The sequence below is a fragment of the Idiomarina sp. 28-8 genome, from assembly GCF_000320945.2.
GTDB lineage: Bacteria > Pseudomonadota > Gammaproteobacteria > Enterobacterales > Alteromonadaceae > Idiomarina > Idiomarina loihiensis.
This window is the reverse complement of sequence record NZ_DF266793.1, coordinates 25,730-42,107: the sequence shown is the minus strand read 5'-3', so window position 1 is coordinate 42,107 and position 16,378 is coordinate 25,730. Positions and strand designations below refer to the sequence as shown.

17 protein-coding genes and 2 tRNA genes are annotated in these 16,378 nt (G+C 47.3%); 11 read left to right on the top strand and 8 right to left on the bottom strand.

Annotation, left to right across the window (positions count from 1 at the left end):
- The first annotated feature begins 11 nt into the window (after nucleotides 1-11).
- The 3 genes from RJ32_RS12295 to RJ32_RS12285 are packed head-to-tail and all read left to right on the top strand — an operon-like array spanning nucleotide 12 to nucleotide 1,678.
- Nucleotides 12-362 (top strand): DUF3802 family protein, encoded by a 351-nt coding sequence (locus RJ32_RS12295; RefSeq protein ID WP_034822609.1) that lies wholly within the window; start codon nucleotides 12-14, stop codon nucleotides 360-362.
- A gap of 29 nt (nucleotides 363-391) precedes the next feature.
- On the top strand, nucleotides 392-823 hold the full coding sequence (locus tag RJ32_RS12290; RefSeq protein WP_034822607.1) for an OsmC family protein: 432 nt from the start codon (nucleotides 392-394) through the stop codon (nucleotides 821-823).
- Between the two features lie 3 nt (nucleotides 824-826).
- Nucleotides 827-1,678 carry a 23S rRNA (adenine(2030)-N(6))-methyltransferase RlmJ gene (locus tag RJ32_RS12285; protein WP_034822605.1) on the top strand — a complete coding sequence of 284 codons (852 nt, stop codon included), beginning with the start codon at nucleotides 827-829 and terminating at the stop codon, nucleotides 1,676-1,678.
- On the opposite strand, the gene RJ32_RS12280 is transcribed toward RJ32_RS12285, so the two are convergent.
- The 3 genes from RJ32_RS12280 to RJ32_RS12270 form a co-directional block, all read right to left on the bottom strand.
- Nucleotides 1,679-2,578, bottom strand: coding sequence for a phosphoribulokinase (locus RJ32_RS12280; protein ID WP_011235538.1), 900 nt, complete (start codon nucleotides 2,576-2,578; stop codon nucleotides 1,679-1,681).
- A 74-nt stretch (nucleotides 2,579-2,652) separates the two neighbouring features.
- Complete coding sequence (locus RJ32_RS12275; protein WP_011235537.1) at nucleotides 2,653-2,877, bottom strand: SlyX family protein; 225 nt, start codon at nucleotides 2,875-2,877, stop codon at nucleotides 2,653-2,655.
- Complete coding sequence (locus RJ32_RS12270; RefSeq protein WP_034822603.1) at nucleotides 2,874-3,869, bottom strand: WD40 repeat domain-containing protein; 996 nt, start codon at nucleotides 3,867-3,869, stop codon at nucleotides 2,874-2,876. Before RJ32_RS12270 ends, RJ32_RS12275 begins: the two co-directional genes overlap by 4 nt.
- A gap of 94 nt (nucleotides 3,870-3,963) precedes the next feature.
- On the opposite strand from RJ32_RS12270, the gene fkpA reads away from it, so the two are divergent.
- Nucleotides 3,964-4,704 carry an FKBP-type peptidyl-prolyl cis-trans isomerase gene (fkpA, locus tag RJ32_RS12265; RefSeq protein WP_034822601.1) on the top strand — a complete coding sequence of 247 codons (741 nt, stop codon included), beginning with the start codon at nucleotides 3,964-3,966 and terminating at the stop codon, nucleotides 4,702-4,704.
- Between the two features lie 76 nt (nucleotides 4,705-4,780).
- Here fkpA and RJ32_RS12260 read toward each other — a convergent pair whose 3' ends face one another.
- The gene (locus RJ32_RS12260; RefSeq protein ID WP_034822600.1) at nucleotides 4,781-5,257 is read right to left on the bottom strand and encodes an Rsd/AlgQ family anti-sigma factor; all 477 of its coding nucleotides are present in this window, start codon (nucleotides 5,255-5,257) and stop codon (nucleotides 4,781-4,783) included.
- A 102-nt stretch (nucleotides 5,258-5,359) separates the two neighbouring features.
- Between RJ32_RS12260 and nudC the strand changes: the two genes are divergently transcribed.
- The 4 genes from nudC to RJ32_RS12240 all read left to right on the top strand — a co-directional run bounded on the left by nudC (nucleotide 5,360) and on the right by RJ32_RS12240 (nucleotide 11,578).
- Nucleotides 5,360-6,157: an NAD(+) diphosphatase gene (nudC, locus tag RJ32_RS12255; RefSeq protein WP_034822599.1), complete on the top strand. Its 798-nt coding sequence runs from the start codon at nucleotides 5,360-5,362 to the stop codon at nucleotides 6,155-6,157.
- Nucleotides 6,158-6,235: 78 nt separating this feature from the next.
- A complete protein-coding gene (hemE, locus tag RJ32_RS12250; protein WP_034822598.1) occupies nucleotides 6,236-7,312 on the top strand; it encodes a uroporphyrinogen decarboxylase in 1,077 nt (358 codons plus the stop codon).
- A 108-nt stretch (nucleotides 7,313-7,420) separates the two neighbouring features.
- A complete protein-coding gene (locus tag RJ32_RS12245) occupies nucleotides 7,421-8,476 on the top strand; it encodes an efflux RND transporter periplasmic adaptor subunit (protein ID WP_011235531.1) in 1,056 nt (351 codons plus the stop codon).
- A gap of 3 nt (nucleotides 8,477-8,479) precedes the next feature.
- Complete coding sequence (locus RJ32_RS12240; protein ID WP_011235530.1) at nucleotides 8,480-11,578, top strand: efflux RND transporter permease subunit; 3,099 nt, start codon at nucleotides 8,480-8,482, stop codon at nucleotides 11,576-11,578.
- A 12-nt stretch (nucleotides 11,579-11,590) separates the two neighbouring features.
- Here the strand turns inward: RJ32_RS12240 and RJ32_RS12235 are convergent, their stop codons facing one another.
- Genes RJ32_RS12235 through rsgA form a run of 3 tightly spaced genes read right to left on the bottom strand, consistent with a single transcriptional unit; the run spans nucleotide 11,591 to nucleotide 14,240 of the window.
- Nucleotides 11,591-12,319 carry a glycerophosphodiester phosphodiesterase gene (locus RJ32_RS12235; RefSeq protein WP_034822597.1) on the bottom strand — a complete coding sequence of 243 codons (729 nt, stop codon included), beginning with the start codon at nucleotides 12,317-12,319 and terminating at the stop codon, nucleotides 11,591-11,593.
- Nucleotides 12,316-13,194 (bottom strand): archaetidylserine decarboxylase, encoded by an 879-nt coding sequence (gene asd / locus RJ32_RS12230; protein ID WP_034822596.1) that lies wholly within the window; start codon nucleotides 13,192-13,194, stop codon nucleotides 12,316-12,318. The genes RJ32_RS12235 and asd overlap by 4 nt, the downstream gene beginning before the upstream one ends.
- A 2-nt stretch (nucleotides 13,195-13,196) precedes the next feature.
- On the bottom strand, nucleotides 13,197-14,240 hold the full coding sequence (rsgA, locus tag RJ32_RS12225) for a small ribosomal subunit biogenesis GTPase RsgA (protein ID WP_034822595.1): 1,044 nt from the start codon (nucleotides 14,238-14,240) through the stop codon (nucleotides 13,197-13,199).
- A 69-nt stretch (nucleotides 14,241-14,309) separates the two neighbouring features.
- Between rsgA and orn the strand changes: the two genes are divergently transcribed.
- From orn to RJ32_RS12210, 3 genes are all read left to right on the top strand, one after another.
- Complete coding sequence (gene orn / locus RJ32_RS12220) at nucleotides 14,310-14,861, top strand: oligoribonuclease (RefSeq protein ID WP_034822593.1); 552 nt, start codon at nucleotides 14,310-14,312, stop codon at nucleotides 14,859-14,861.
- 68 nt (nucleotides 14,862-14,929) lie between these two features.
- Nucleotides 14,930-15,005: transfer RNA gene (locus tag RJ32_RS12215), tRNA-Gly, on the top strand.
- A 31-nt stretch (nucleotides 15,006-15,036) separates the two neighbouring features.
- A tRNA-Gly gene (locus tag RJ32_RS12210) sits at nucleotides 15,037-15,112 on the top strand.
- 72 nt (nucleotides 15,113-15,184) lie between these two features.
- Here RJ32_RS12210 and RJ32_RS12205 read toward each other — a convergent pair.
- Nucleotides 15,185-16,330 (bottom strand): dicarboxylate/amino acid:cation symporter, encoded by a 1,146-nt coding sequence (locus RJ32_RS12205; protein ID WP_034822591.1) that lies wholly within the window; start codon nucleotides 16,328-16,330, stop codon nucleotides 15,185-15,187.
- Between the last annotated feature and the right edge of the window lie 48 nt (nucleotides 16,331-16,378).

The following is a 16,378-nucleotide window of genomic DNA, read 5'->3' as shown; positions in this document are numbered from 1 at the left end:
AAGAGAAACAGATGATAGTTGAAACAGACGGATACATTGAGCTAATCCAGTACCTGACAGGTCAGTTACCGGTCTTCACTGAACAAAGCAGCAGCGCAAAAACTGCGGACTACACTTTGCGCGACTTTATGGAAGAACGCTTGTCAGAAAGCATGATGGCAGTGTTTGAGCAGAATGAGCTTGATGAGGCTGTGCGGCTGGATATTGTCCGGGAAACGGATGCTATCGTTTACGATTTAGAAGAAGTGCTATCGAAAGTTCTGGATAATCACCCGACTCCGCAGCAGGAAGCCTTCATTAACGAGTTTGTCGGTCTGGTAAAAAACCTTTTCGATGAGCGTCTGCAAAGTTACCGACTGTAGTCTTTTATTGAGTTCAGCAAGGATCTTCAATGTCAGCAAATAGCATGAATGCAAAGGTCACCTGGGTAGAGGATATGACTTTTGTGGCTACCTCAGGTAGTGGTCATCAAGTGGTGATGGATGGTGACAGTCCCGGCAAAGCCCCGAGTCCTATGGAAATGGTGCTAATGTCGGCAGGAAGCTGCGCGTCAGTTGACGTGGTCAGTATATTGCAAAAAGCTAAGCAGAACCTTCAGCGCTGCTATTGTGAGTTGTCAGGGACACGTGCCGATTCAGTACCAAAGGTTTTTACCGACATTCATCTGGAGTTCGTGGTCGTGGGCACCGATATCAACGAAAAGCACGTAGAGCGTGCGGTGAAACTGTCGGCCGACAAGTACTGTTCGGTGGCTAAAATGCTGGAAGCTTCGGTTAATATTACCCACAGTTACCGTATTGAATCTCCTCAACAAGACGACTGATCTTTGAATTATCGACACATTTTTCATGCCGGCAATTTTGCCGATGTTTTTAAGCACTTGCTGTTGGCGCGGGCGCTGGAGTATTTTCAGCAAAAGAAAAAGCCCTACTTTGTACTCGATACTCATGGCGGTATCGGTTACTACGACTTGCAAGGCGATCAGGCAGTAAGAACCGCCGAAGCTGAACAGGGCATTGTCCGTTTTGCTGAGCACTCAGCTGAAGAGCCGTTAGCCGCCGCATACTTAAACACCGTGCGTCAATTAAACGAAGAGCAGGATAAGCTTCGGTATTACCCCGGTTCACCGGTCATAACTTCTGAATTTTTACGCGAAAATGACCGGTTAGTTGTTTGTGAACTGCATAAAGAAGACGCAGAGACTCTTAAAAACACCCCCTTGGGACGACACAAACAAGTGCAAATACTGGCTCCTATGGACGGTTATCAGGCTGTGCGTGCGCAACTTCCCCCGGCTGAAAAGCGCGGTTTGGTGCTTATTGACCCGCCTTTTGAAAACACCACGGAGTTTGACGATGTGGTCAGCGCGCTTGAACAGGGCTTAAAACGCTGGAAAAGCGGCAGCTTTGCGGTTTGGTATCCCATTAAAGATGAGCTGAAAACGGCGGCTTTTCATCGCGACGTTGGCGCTTTGTCGGATCTGCCTAAGACTCTGATCATGGAGCTGAATATACGCACCAATGATGAGCGTAAAGGGCTTCACGGCTGTGGCTTTCTCTGGGTTAATCCGCCTTATGGCGTGGTACAGGACAGCGAGCATCTGTTACCCGTGTTGTGCAAGACTCTGGCTCAGGATAAAGGTGCCAACTTTCACAGTCGCTGGTTAGTTGGTGAGTAGTTACTTACTTGATATCCAGTCAACCTGACGGCGAACCTGGTTTTTCCTTTCCATAATTTGTTCAATCAGCGGTGTCAGAATAAGCTCCATGGCTAAGGCCATTTTCCCACCGGGCACAACTAGGGTGCTGGTACGTGACATAAACGAGCCGTCTATCATCTGCAGGTAATATGGGAAGTCGACGTTCTTAATACCGCGAAAACGAATAACAACAAAACTCTCGTCCAGTGATGGAATATCCTTGGCGCTGAAAGGGTTGGACGTATCAACCGTAGGTACTCTCTGGAAGTTGATATGAGTACGCGAAAACTGCGGAACAATATGGTGAATGTAATCTTCCATGCCGCGAATAATGCTGGTGGTAACCGCTTCACGTGAGTGCCCCCGCTCCGAGGTATCGCGAATTAATTTCTGGATCCACTCAAGGTTAACAATGGGCACCATACCGATTAATAAATCAACATATTGAGTTACATCGTAGCCGTCTCCGCAAACACCACCATGCAAGCCCTCATAGAAAAGTGCATCGGTACTTTCAGGCAGTTCTTCCCAGGGCGTGAAAGTACCGGGCATTTGGTTATAAGGAACCGCATCATCAAAGCTGTGTAAATAGCGACGGACTTTACCGTTGCCGGTTTGCGAATAAGAGCGGAATAACGATTCTAACCGGTCAAAGTCGTTGGCTTCGGCACCAAAATAACTGATATGACGACCCTGTTCCTGAGCTTTGCGAATAGCCAAGTCCATTTCAGGGCGGGAGTAGCGATGAAAGCTGTCACCTTCCACAAACGCTGCACTCACATCTAACGAACGAAAGATATGGCGTACGGCCTGACCTGTGGTGGTTGTTCCTGCTCCTGATGAACCGGTAACGGCAATAATCGGGTGCTTTGATGACATAACATTCTCGCAAACTAAATAAGAACAGTTGTTATACTGACCTGATTTGCTAAGGTCAAGGTAAACCCAACGCTTTAATAATGAGGAGGGGGTGGTTCGTCTGCCGGATCTGAGTCAGTCGACTGATTCTCCTGCATTTGTTTTAGGCGTTTTCCTAACCAGCGAATTTGCTTTTGCATTTCACTCATTTGCTGAGTCTGCTCAGTAACTAGTTTATTTAGTGAATCAATAGTGTCTTCCTGGAATGTTAACTGCATTTCCAGATTAGTTAATTGTGCTTCTATCTTCTCTACTGTCATTCTTTACTACCTGTTAAATCAATATTCCACCACTCAGCAAGACCGGCAGAGCTCTCGCTAATGACCTGTTGCTGTTTTTCATCAAAGACGACGGCTAACACCGCAGCGTTGCTGGGACGTCCTCCGTCGCGTAAATCTACCCGCCAGTGCGTGAGCTCTTCTCCTGTCGAGGTGTCCCAGATTGCAATTTGACGTGATGGCGAGCCGGTAATGAGATAATCACCGGATGCGCTAAAACGCGCAGCACTAAAAATTTTATGGCGCTCTATGAATTTAAGTTTTGAGGCAATTTCGCCATCGGGTAGTGAGTGAATAATCGAATTATCGATTGCATCTGAGATAAACGCGAAGTGACCATCAGGGTGCAGAGCAACCTGTGTGATCCGCCCTTCCAGTGGCCAACGGTGCACAATTTGCCCGCTCCGGGTATCCCACAGTATAGCCGAATGGTCGTTTGAACCGCTTAGAACATAAAAACCATTGGGCGAAATATCAAGAACATTAATACTTTCGGTATGCCCATAAAATTCAATACGTCGACCCGAGGCGGGGTTGAAAGCAACCTGTGTACCGTCTTGCTTTCCAAGCACCACCGTTCCACCTTTTTTACTGACCACCAGCTTTTGTATCTCGCCTGAACCTATTTGCCAGAACCCCAGATTTTCGCCGTTATTAATATCCCACATGGAGAATTCTTTACGCGATGCTGCAACCGCCACTTCCCCGTCGGCGCTAATATCAACGTCTATAATCTGAGAGACGGTGTTTTCATTATGCTGCCATTGGTACTTGGCGTTGGTGGCATAACGTGGCCACAGCAGTAAACCAGTTTCATCTGTAGAGACTAGGCTATAGTTTCCGTCGTCGGAAATATCAGCGGCGTAGGTGCCGTTTTCAGCGTGAATTGTTTTATTGACCTTTTCCGGTGCAGGTTGGCAACCGGTGAGTACAACCAGCAACATAAACGCACCGCACAGCTTGAGAAAAGGCATAGGCAAGTTCCTTGTGGTTGTGTAGTATGGTTCTGTTAGATAACACTATTATGGCATAGTCCGAAAGGATGCAAGACGATAATTGGAGAAAACGATGAAACAACTGATAAAGCCGTTAGCTATTTCAGCCATCGCGCTGGTACTGACTGCTTGCTCGCAAGAAAAATTTCCGGCTAATGATACGGAATTAAAAACAGATAAAGATAAGCAGGCTTACGCGTTAGGCTCTTCTGTTGGTGGATTTATTGCGCGTAACCTGGATCGTCAGGAAGAAGCGGACTACATGCTGGAACGTGATATTGTTATTGCCGGCTTTGTGGATGCGGTTAAAGGTGATCCTCAGTTAAGTGATGAGGAAGCTGAAAAAATCCTGAACACTATGCGCAAAGAAGTTATGGAGCAACGTCAAAACGTATTGGGTAAGAAAGCGGCGGAAGAAGGCAAAGCGTATTTAGCCGAGAACGCGAAAAAAGAAGGTGTTCAAACAACCGACTCTGGTCTTCAATATGAAGTTCTTGAAGAGGGTGACGGCGTTAGCCCATCAGAAACCGACATGGTAGAAGTTCATTACGAAGGCACGCTGGTTAATGGCGAAGTGTTTGACAGCTCATATGAGCGTGGCGAACCAACATCATTTCCGCTAAACCGTGTTATTCCCGGTTGGACTGAAGGTCTGCAGTTGATGAAGGAAGGTGCTAAATACCGTTTCGTTATCCCGTCTGAACTGGCATACGGTGATCGTGAATTGGGTGATGGTCAAATTCCACCAAATTCAACGCTGATTTTTACTGTTGAACTGCTCAACGTACAAAAAGACGAACCGGATACCGAATAAGTTCAGTTGCGCTTTCCTCTATACAAAAAAACGCCGACGAAATGCCGGCGTTTTTATAAATTCAATAAAAGTTAGCTTAAGCTGTTATTAAATTATGCTCGTCTAAATGATTGAGAAGTTTGTCTTCAAACTCCATTCTCAATTCCAGTGCCTCACCCAGTGCCGATAAATCTCTATCGAAGGTTTCACAGTGGTCAGTTGAGCTTATCTCTCCGTATCTATCATTAAAATCTAATGCAATTTCAGTGGTGTCAGAAATTAAAGGGAATAATTCGTCAGCTAAATCATCAACTGAGTTTCCCTGAGATGAAGCTTCGCGCACAATTTGATCATAAATTTCAAAATGACCACTTGAGACGTAGTCGACTAATTGACCGCAAAAGTTACGGATATCAGTGACATCGGGTAAGCCCGAGCGAATGCTTTCATAAGGCGGGAGCGCGGCAAGTTTAAAGTAATTCACCAGTAAGTCCTGGCGCTCGGATAGCCATAGGTCGATACTTTTATGAGCGCCGCCCCAGCGCTTTTTTGCCTGCTCATTACGGCTTAACATGATACTCTCCGTCTATAGTTTCAGTACCTAATGTAAATTCAGAAGCATTAGAACTCAACTGATTTTACAGAAAACCAAACGCATTTGATACGCGGGATTAATATGGCGACTTTGTATTCAAAACCGGCGGGTGATGAACCTGCCTGGTGGTTTGTGGTGAGCTCTGACCATCTTTTTCTGGATGACAGCGGAGAAGTCCCTTTTGGCTGCCTGCAAGATCTGAGCTTTCCAGACTTAAATGACTACCGGGTAGTGGAAATAGGAGAACTGCGGGAGCGTAGCTGTTATTTGGTCATGGCTGACTATATGGATGAGCAGTTCATTGGTGGTGAGTTCGTGCCTTTACGGCAATTACTTACCGTGGATGACATGGAAAAGTTTGCGATGGCAGGCAGAGCCCGGCAATTCAGCGACTTTTTGAATACTCATCGCTTTTGCGGTCGCTGCGGAGCCCGCATGCAAACTATAGAATGGGAGCTGGCAATGCATTGTAATCAGTGCCAGCACCGTTGTTATCCGCGCGTGTCGCCATGCATTATCGTGGCTATTCGCAAAGGTGACAAAATTTTACTGGCTCAGGGTAAGCGGCATAAGCCTGGGTTGCACTCTATACTGGCAGGGTTTGTTGAAGCCGGCGAAAGTCTGGAGCAGGCATTAGAGCGAGAGGTTTATGAGGAAGCAGGTATCCGCGTTAAGAACATTCAGTACCATTTAAGCCAGCCCTGGTCTTTCCCTCATTCATTAATGATGGGATACACTGCAGACTGGGCAGAAGGCGAATTGCATATTGATCCGCACGAATTGGTGACAGGCGACTGGTTTGCTTTTGACAGCCTTCCGAATATTCCGCCGGAAGGGACCATAGCAAGAACGTTGATTGACCTATCTCAAAAGAGGTAAGCATAAGTTTTCATGGAGCCAATGCCTGTGGACTGATAAAATGCCGGGCATTGATGTTGATAAATAATTGGATTCGCTATGACCGCTCCGGCGCTTAAAAATGATCGTTACCTTCGTGCATTGGCAAAACAACCTGTTGATCGCACACCCGTCTGGATGATGCGTCAGGCTGGGCGCTATTTACCTGAATATAAAGAAGTGCGCGGTCAGGCTGGCGACTTTATGTCATTATGCCGTAACACTGAACTGGCCTGTGAAGTGACCATGCAACCGTTACGTCGATTCGACCTGGATGCCGCTATACTCTTCAGTGATATTTTGACCATTCCGGATGCTATGGGTCTGGGTTTATATTTTGAGGCTGGCGAAGGTCCAAAATTTAAAGACCCGGTTCGCAGCATGGCTGCTATTAAAAATCTGGCTGTGCCCGATATGGAAGACGAGCTGGGTTACGTGATGGATGCTGTGCGCGCTATTCGTCGCGAACTGAATGGCAGTGTGCCACTTATTGGTTTCTCCGGAAGTCCCTGGACACTGGCGACCTACATGGTTGAAGGTGGCAGCACCAAAAACTTCTCCAAGGTGAAGCAACTGATGTTTGCTGATCCTGAAGCTATGCATACCTTGCTGAATGTACTGGCTGAGTCCGTTACTCAGTATTTAAATGCGCAGATTGCCGCAGGTGCGCAGTCGGTCATGATATTCGATACCTGGGGGGGAGTTTTATCACCACGTGACTACAAAGCATTTTCTCTGGCTTACATGGAGAAAATTGTAGCGGGTCTTACGCGGGAAGCCGACGGACGCAAAGTGCCGGTTACTTTATTTACCAAAAATGGTGGGCAATGGTTGGAAGCTATGGCTGCCAGCGGTGCCGATGCGCTGGGTGTGGATTGGACCACCGATTTATCCGATGCCAGAGCTCGTGTTGGTAGGCAAGTCGCGCTGCAGGGAAATATGGACCCTAGCGTACTGTATGCGAAACCAGCGCGGATTGAGGAAGAAGTACAAAGCATATTACAAAGCTATGGTTCAGGTACTGGCCATGTGTTCAATTTGGGGCATGGAATTCACCCCGAAGTAGATCCGGAGCATGCTGCTGCTTTTATTGAAGCTATTCACAAATACAGCCCCGCGTTTCATTCAAACGATTGAATTTGCGATTAAACCGCCAGAATCCTCGTTAAGTGCACCGCCTTTAGGCGGTGTTTTGCGTACAATAGTCCATGTTAAAACCGTTGTAAAAAGAACCTAGAGGTAAGCATGGCGAAACGTTCCTGGATTAATCCCATTACTATTGTTGTCGTTGTCCTGACTGCGGCAGCTGTGTATTTGTTTGGGTTTCCGCCTGAAACTAAGGTTGAAGAGGGAAAGGAACAGTCGGTTCCGGTTAAAACTCAGACCGCTGAAATTAGTGAGTTCCGCGATACTATTGAAGCGTTAGGCACCGCCATGGCCAATGAAACGGTTCGTATTACCGCGCAAACTCAGGACGTTGTTGAAAAAATCTATTTTGAAAGCGGCGACTTAGTTGAGCAGGGACAACTGCTGGCTGAGTTAAATGCGCGTATAGAAGTAGCTCGTGTGCAACAACTCAAATTTAGTTTAGACGAAGCAAAACGACAGCTGGAACGCATAACCGAATTGCGTCGTGGTAATGCAGCCTCACAACAACAACTTAATGAGCAACAAGTTCGGGTAAATGGGCTCCAGGCCGATTTAGAAGTTGCGGAAGCAACTTTAAAAGAAATGAAGATTTATGCGCCATTTTCAGGCCGTGTCGGTATTCGTGAAATAAGCGCCGGTTCTCTGGTCAGTCCGGGGGATGTGTTTACAACGCTTGATGATATCAAACCTATTAAAGTGGACTTCAGCGTTCCTGAACGTTATTTCGCTAGTATTGCCGTAGATCAGGAAGTGATTGCCCGCAGCCGTGCATATCCGGGCGAACAGTTTATTGGGCGTATTTCCAGCATTGATTCTCGTGTGGACCCGGTAACGCGGTCAGTAAAAGTCCGTGCAAAAATTAACAATGATGATGAACGCCTGCGTCCGGGAATGCTTTTGCAAATTACTTTGCTACGGAGCATTGATGAAGCTCTTTTGTTGCCGGAAAAAGCGCTTATCCCCATTCAAAACAGACAATATGTGTATGTGTTAACACCGGATAATCGCGCGCGCCAAAAAGAAGTCACTATTGGTCGACGTAAGCCCGGTATTGTGGAAATTACAGGCGGCCTTAAACCCGGAGAAGAAGTTATTATAGAAGGTATTGTTCGCCTTCGTGACGGTGTACCCGTTTCTGTGCAGGGAGGTTAAAGTATGTTGTTGTCAGACCTTTCTGTAAAACGTCCGGTTTTTGCAACCGTACTGAATATTCTGCTGGTGGTTTTCGGTATTGTAGCTTTTACCATGCTGCCGTTGCGAGAATATCCGGATATCGATCGTCCTATAGTTACTATTGATACAGACTACCCCGGCGCCTCTGCCGAAGTTGTAGAAACTCAGGTCACGCAGTTAGTCGAAGACCGTATTAGTGGCATAGAAGGCATTAAAAACATTAGCTCTAGCAGCCGCAACGGGCGCTCCAGTATCAGTATAGAGTTTAATCTGACTCGCGACATTGATGCCGCTTCTAACGACGTTCGTGAGCGGGTGTCCCGGGTACTTGATAACCTGCCGGAAGAAGCTGACCCCCCTGAAGTTTCAAAGGCCTCAAGCGATGAGAGTACCATTGTCTGGTATAACCTTCGCAGCGAGAGCATGTCGATTCTGGAGCTAACTGACTACGCGGAGCGATACATCGTAGACCGTCTGTCAGTTGCCGACGGTGTCGCACGGGTAGTCATTGGTGGTGACCGCCGTTACGCCATGCGTGTATGGCTGGACCGTGATGCTATGGCGGCACGGCAGGTGACGGTAACCGATATTGTTAGCCGTTTGCGAGAAGAAAACGTTGAGCTTCCGGCAGGTGAAGTTGAGTCAACCGACAGAGAATTCTCGGTTCGTATGGCACGCGCGTATTTATCGCCGGAAGACTTTAAAAACTTGGTGATACGACAGGGCGACGATGGTTACTTAGTCCGGTTGGGTGAAGTGGCCCGGGTAGAACTGGGTGCCGAAGATGACAAAACCGACTTCCGGGGTAATGGCGTTAACATGGTTGGTGTTGGTGTCATTAAACAGTCGAAGGGCAACACCCTGGATGTGGTGAAGAACGTTCACCGGGAAATGAAAAAAATTCAGGAAACCCTGCCTGAAACCATGTATCTGGCACCCAGCTATGACTCGTCGATATTTATTCAGGGCTCAGTTGACGAAGTTTATAATACTCTGGCTGTGGCGATGGCACTGGTTATTGTCGTTATTTACCTGTTTTTAGGAAATATAAGGGCAACTATTGTTCCTGCGCTGACGGTGCCTGTGGCGATTATTGCGTCCTACATGGTGCTATTCGCACTGGGCTTTTCCATAAACTTGTTAACCTTGCTGGCGCTGGTACTGGCTATTGGACTGGTGGTTGATGACTCTATTGTCGTGCTGGAAAACATATACCGCCGTATAGAAGAGGGAGAGCCTCCGGTTCTGGCTGCTTATCGTGGAGCCAGAGAAGTGGGCTTTGCGGTTATTGCGACAACTCTGGTACTGATTTCGGTATTTGTACCGTTGGCTTTCTTAGACGGAAATATCGGTAAGCTTTTTACGGAGTTTGCCCTTGCCATAGCCGCTGCTGTTGCTTTTTCCAGTATTGCTGCACTGACGTTAACGCCAATGCTGAGCTCTAAAATACTGAGTAAAAAAGAGCGTACCAGTAAATTTGGTAAGGCTTTTGATGCGACTTTCAACTGGCTGGAACAAGGTTACCGTGGCGTGCTTGAGAAAAGCGTGAAGCGGCCTATGATGGCAATCGTGTTGGTGGTTATGTCGGGTGTTGTTGCGTTCGGTTTATTCAGCTTTATTCCACAAGAGTTCGCGCCACCTGAAGACCGCGGTACTTTTTATATTCAGGTGCGCAGTGCCGAAGGCGCAAGTTTCGAGTCCAGCTCCAGACATATGGACGAAATAGAACAGATTCTTTTGCCTTATATTGATGAAGGCAAGATTGACCGTTTGATTGTTCGTGCTCCCGGTTGGGGCGGTAGCGCCGGTATTGCTATCGTCGGTGCCGTTCCGTTTGACGAGCGTGACTGGTCAAGTTTTGATCTAATGGAAGAAATGCGCTCTCAGTTGGATTCGGTTGTCGGCGTTCAGGCGTTCGCTTTTATGCGGAGTGGTATTAGCGGCGGAGGCGGGCGTCCGGTCGAATTCGTGTTGCAGGGGAATACCTACGAGCGCTTAGCTGAATTTCGTGACATTGTTATTGAGGAAGCTTCTACCAACCCGGGTTTACAGGATCTGGACAGTGACTATAAAGAAACTTTGCCACAATTACTGATTCAGGTGGATGAAGCCAGCGCGGCTGATTTAGGAGTTTCAGTGCAGGATATAGGTATCACCTTGCAGTCTGTATTAGGCCAAAGACGAGTGACAACCTACCTTGATCGCGGTGAAGAGTATGACGTGATGCTGGAGGGCGAAAAAGCCGATTACCGTAGCCCCAGCGCCATAGATAATATCTATGTACGTTCGCGTAAAAGTGACGAATTGATTCCGCTTTCTAACCTCGTAACCATCACTGAGCAGGCCACTTCAGCCCGGCTTAACCGATACAACCGTATGCGCAGTGTCACCATTGAAGCGAATCTGGCTGAGGGATATTCACTGGGTGAAGCGTTGAGTTATTTGGAAGGCGTGGTGCAGGAAAAACTGCCGGAAGATGTCTCAATTGACTATAAAGGCGAGTCTCAACTGTACAAAGAGAGTGGTAGTTCAATTGTCTTTGTTTTTGGGTTGGCATTGGTCATTACCTTCCTGGTTCTGGCGGCGCAGTTTGAAAGCTTTATTCATCCGTTGGTCATTATGCTGGCGGTACCTATGGCTATAGTTGGGGCTTTAATGGCGCTGTATCTGGCCGGAATGAGCATCAATATATACAGTCAGATAGGCATAGTAATGCTCATTGGTCTGGCAGCGAAAAATGGTATTCTTATTGTTGAATTTGCGAATCAGTTGCGTGATTCAGGAGTGGAGTTCAAAGAAGCTGTGCTTAAAGCTGCGCAACAGCGTTTACGACCGATTGTGATGACGGCGTTCACAACTCTAATGAGTTCCGTGCCACTTATCCTCGGTTCTGGGCCGGGAGCTGAAAGCCGTATGGTCATTGGTACGGTTATTTTTGCCGGGGTTGCAGTGTCAGCATTTTTGACGTTATTTGTTATTCCTGCTCTGTATATCGCTCTGGCGAAGAATACCAGCTCACCAATGGCTATCACGCGTAAACTGGAATCTTTACAGGAAGAGTATCCAGACCATCATAGTTGATGGCCTGCGGTGCTAATAGTGCAGAATAGGTTCGTTGCCGGCAGTGGTCAGGCCGGCAACGACGTTTTGTGCATAACTAGGGTGATTGGTAAAAATACCGTCGACTCCCATTGCGTGCAGTTCTTCAATGTCGTGCTGACCATCCACAGTATAGACATAAACTTGTAAGCCCCTGCGATGACCGTCTGCCACCAGCTCCGGAGTGACAAAATCAACAGCGAAATGAGCTGAGAAGGCTTTGAGTTCTTCTGCAAAGTAACAATAGCTCAAAGGGCAACTGGCGCTTAGCGCTCCAATTTTAATGCCGGGACGACGCTTTTTAAGGCGTTGTAACCAATGATGGTTAAAAGAAGACACCAGCAGCTGTTCTGGTTTGAAATTGGAGTTTTCCAATGCGTAATCAACATCCAGCAGAAGCTCTTTAGTGGGTACGTCGCCTTTAAGCTCGATGTTGACATGACAATGTCCGTTAATATGAGCTAAAGCCTCACGTAGCGTGGGTATAGACTGCTGACCAAAGACTTTCAGATGCCGAATTTGCTCTGCGGTTAAATCTTTTAATCTGCCCGGAGTGGCTGTCAGGCGTTCTAAATACCGGTCGTGAAAGACAAAGCGCTCACCATCAATGGCGTAAACATCCAGCTCTATGCCATGGACTCCGCTGTCCATTGCGCGTGAGAACGCGGCGAGCGTATTCTCCGGGGCTTCATAACTGGCCCCTCGGTGAGCCCATAAAATCAATCGTCGCTCTCTTTTATTTCTGCCATCACTTCCCCCATGCGGGTTACTGACTGAGGTCTAAGTCCATCATCAAACTCAATGGCGTCTTTAGCAAAGGTCAATACAACGGTCGAGCCCAGTTTAAAATGACCCATTTCCTCACCTTTTTTAAGATGTATAGCAGAGTGTCCCGAGGTTGGATATGACCAGCTTTGAATGCGGCCGCCGGTAGGAGGCGTTATGGTACCGGACCATACAGTACCGATACTGGCAACAATTGTCGCACCAACCAAGACCAATGACATGGGGCCAACTTCGGTATCAAAAATGGCAACTACGCGCTCGTTTCGGGCAAAAAGATTAGGGACATTAGCCGCTGTTAACGGGTTAACGGAGTACAAGTCACCTGGCACATAAATCATTTTTTTCAGCACGCCGTCGCAGGGCATATGAATGCGATGATAGTCTTTCGGTGCCAAATAAATGGTTGCGAATTTACCGTCAACGAAAGGTTTCGCATCTTCTTCGTTGCCTCCCAGTAATTCCTGCAACGAATAATCGTGGCCTTTGGCCTGAAAAATACGTCCGTTTTCAATGTCGCCCAGTTGGCTGACGGCACCATCGACCGGATGAGCCAGTTCGCTTTCGCTGGCTTCTAAGGGTCTGAGCTCAGGTTTTAAATGGCGGGTAAAAAACGCATTAAAGGTTTTATAAGCTGTTGGCGATTCTTCAATGGCTTCACTCATATCAATTTTATACTGTCGGATAAACCAACGGATAAACAGCTGAGTAAACCATCCGGCACGCGCCGCAGCAAACTTTCCTATTAAGCGGGAAATTAAATGCTTAGGCATGACATGCTGGAAGAATATTTTGACTTTATCGGTCTTAGCCACAGTTATTTACCTCGAATTGCCCGACTGGGCTTTTGTGTTTTCATAGTCTCAATAATGCGATGATAATTAGAAAGACGCCAGTCATGCAATTGATTGTTGCTGACAGCTTCCTGTAATGCACAACCTGGGTCGTCTGCGTGTTTGCAGTCACGGAATTTACAGCCGCCTAAATAGTCGCGAAAGTCCACATAGCAACGAGCGATTCGCTCGGGTTCCAGATGCCACAATGAAAACTCCCGAATTCCAGGAGAGTCAATCAGTGCACCGCCTTGCTTTAAATCATACCAAGTTGCGACGGTGGTTGTGTGCTGTCCTAATCCTGAATTATCGGACACTAAATTCGTCTCGGCGTTCACCTCAGGTAACAGTTGATTGACCAGCGAGGATTTACCCACCCCGGACTGCCCAACCACAATAGAAATACTGTCTTTCAGCATGTCCTGCAGGGCATCCAGACCATCCTGAGTCGCGCTGCTGACGTTAAGGACTTTATAGCCAATACTCTCGTAGTCTTTTAAGCGCTGCTGGATATGGTTGCGCTCTTCTTCGTCTATTTCCGGCAGTAAATCGGCTTTATTCAGGACAATAACCGGCTCTATGCCAATGTCTTCGCAGGCGACTAAGTAGCGATCGATAATCGGAGAGGAGAAGCTTGGCAATACGCTCGAGATAATAAAGATTTGATCAATATTAGCGGCAACCGGTTTAAGACCGTCGTAGTAGTCGGGACGCGAGAGCAAGCTGTCGCGTTCCTGAACGGCAACCACTACGCCCTTCATGCCTTGTTGCTCAACCGAAGATCTGGACCATAAAACACTGTCGCCACACACCAGACTGCTGATAACCCTGCGAATATGGCAGCGATAGGTGTTTCCCTGCTCGTCACGGATATCGGCATGTTGGCCAAAGCGGCTGATAACGCGACCGGGCTCCGGTGCATTAAGCTGGCTGTCAGTCCACTCTATATCAGTGTTTTTCAGTCGCTTTTTCTGATTGACTGATACTTGCCGTTGCTGACCTTTGTTAAGACGTCTGCGTTTTACCAAGCCCGTTAACCTGTTGTCGTGCTAGAAATGACGCTATCATACAACAAATTGTATTGAGAGAGCAGGGTAATGACCGAGGACAATAAGAAACAACGCTTAATTTGGATTGACCTTGAAATGACAGGCCTGGAGCCTGATGAAAATCACATTATTGAAGTGGCTACCATAGTCACCGATGCCGAGTTAAACACTCTGGCCGAAGGGCCTGTCATTGCGGTTCATCAGCCACAAAAGTACCTGGACAGGATGGACGACTGGAATGTGAAAACACATACCGGTTCTGGTCTGGTTGAACGGGTAAAGAAAAGTCAGCACGACGAGCATAAAGCGGCTGCAGAGACCATTGAGTTTTTAAAGCAGTACATTGATGCCGGCGTATCACCAATGTGCGGCAACAGTATCTGTCAGGATCGCCGTTTTTTGGCAAAGCATATGCCTGGACTGGAAGCGTTTTTCCATTACCGGAATTTAGACGTCAGTACGTTAAAAGAGCTGGCTAAACGCTGGAACCCGGAAGTTGCCAATAGCTTTAAAAAGTCAGGTGCGCATGAGGCTTTAGCGGATATTCGCGAGTCTATTGCAGAATTACAGCACTATCGAGAGCATTTTTTCAGCAAATAAACCAATTGCGGCGTGAAAACTATTGACCTTATCGGTGGTATCAGTAGAATACACGCCGCACTGACGAAGCGGGAATAGCTCAGCTGGTAGAGCACAACCTTGCCAAGGTTGGGGTCGCGAGTTCGAATCTCGTTTCCCGCTCCAACGTCAGTCTTTCCACCAGAAGTGTCAATATGCGGGAATAGCTCAGCTGGTAGAGCACAACCTTGCCAAGGTTGGGGTCGCGAGTTCGAATCTCGTTTCCCGCTCCAGGTTTTAATCGCTAGTACGTTTAAATTGAATTTAATACGCACCAGCGACAAGGTGTTCTGAACCTTCGTTTACTAACTCTTCTTCGAACTATCTACAAACATAGCAATAGCGCCATCACCTGTAATATTACAGGCGGTACCGAAGCTGTCTTGTGCCATGTACAAGGCTATCATTAAGGCGATAGCAGTTTCGCCGAAGCCCAGCATTGAACCCAATAGACCAACCGCCGACATAACGGCGCCGCCGGGCACACCTGGTGCGGCTAACATGACAATGCCAAGCATTAAAATAAACGGCAGCATGGTAAAGAAGCCGGGAATAGCCAGTGAATTATGCAGCACCATAACCGCGACCGCACAGCTAACAATGGTAATGGTGGAGCCAGCTAAGTGAACGGTAGCGCAAAGTGGCACGGTAAAGTTGGCTACGTCATTATCGACTTTGTTTTTACGCACGCTTTGTAAGGTAACAGGAATAGTTGCAGCACTGGACATAGTACCTAACGCGGTGAAATAGGCTGGCAGCATGTTTTTAATTAAAAACAGTGGCGAACGACCGGTTTTTATGCCTGCCATAATGTACATAGAGGTGATGTAAACCCAGTGCAGAGCAACGGCAAGTATGAGAATGACACCAAATGTTTTCAGGGTATTAAACACCGTGCCGGCAACGGCCATTTCTGTAAAGATACCGGCAATATACAGCGGCAGCAATGGAATAATAACTTTAACCAACAGCAGCTCGATAATGTCGCGGCCTTGATCCGACAGTTTTTTCAAACTTTCAGCTTTAGTACTGGCAATGCCCAACCCGAATATAAAGGCTAGAACCAGAGCTGACATGACTTCCATAAGTGGCGGAACTGACAGTTCAATAAAAGGTTCGATAGTGGCTTTGGCTTCGGTAGAAACACTTTGAGCATCGGTGGTCAGCCAGGGCACGACAAGGCTGGCGGCGAAAAACGCAACACTACCGGCGATGACGGTAGAGGCATAAGCTATACCTAAGGTTTTACCGAGCATTTTTCCGGAGTTGCTTGGTAAGCTGGCAATACCGCTGGTAATGAAGAACAAAATAAGTAATGGGATGGTAAAGAATAACAACTGACCGAACAGAGCTTTAAAGGTCAATAACAGTTGGCTGACCCACTCGGGCATATATAGCCCAATGAGAATACCGGCGACAATACCCGCAATTAGCTTAAGAATTAATCCCATAATACTCGACTCTTTTTATGAATGTTTTTACGAATGGAAGCTTGCTGT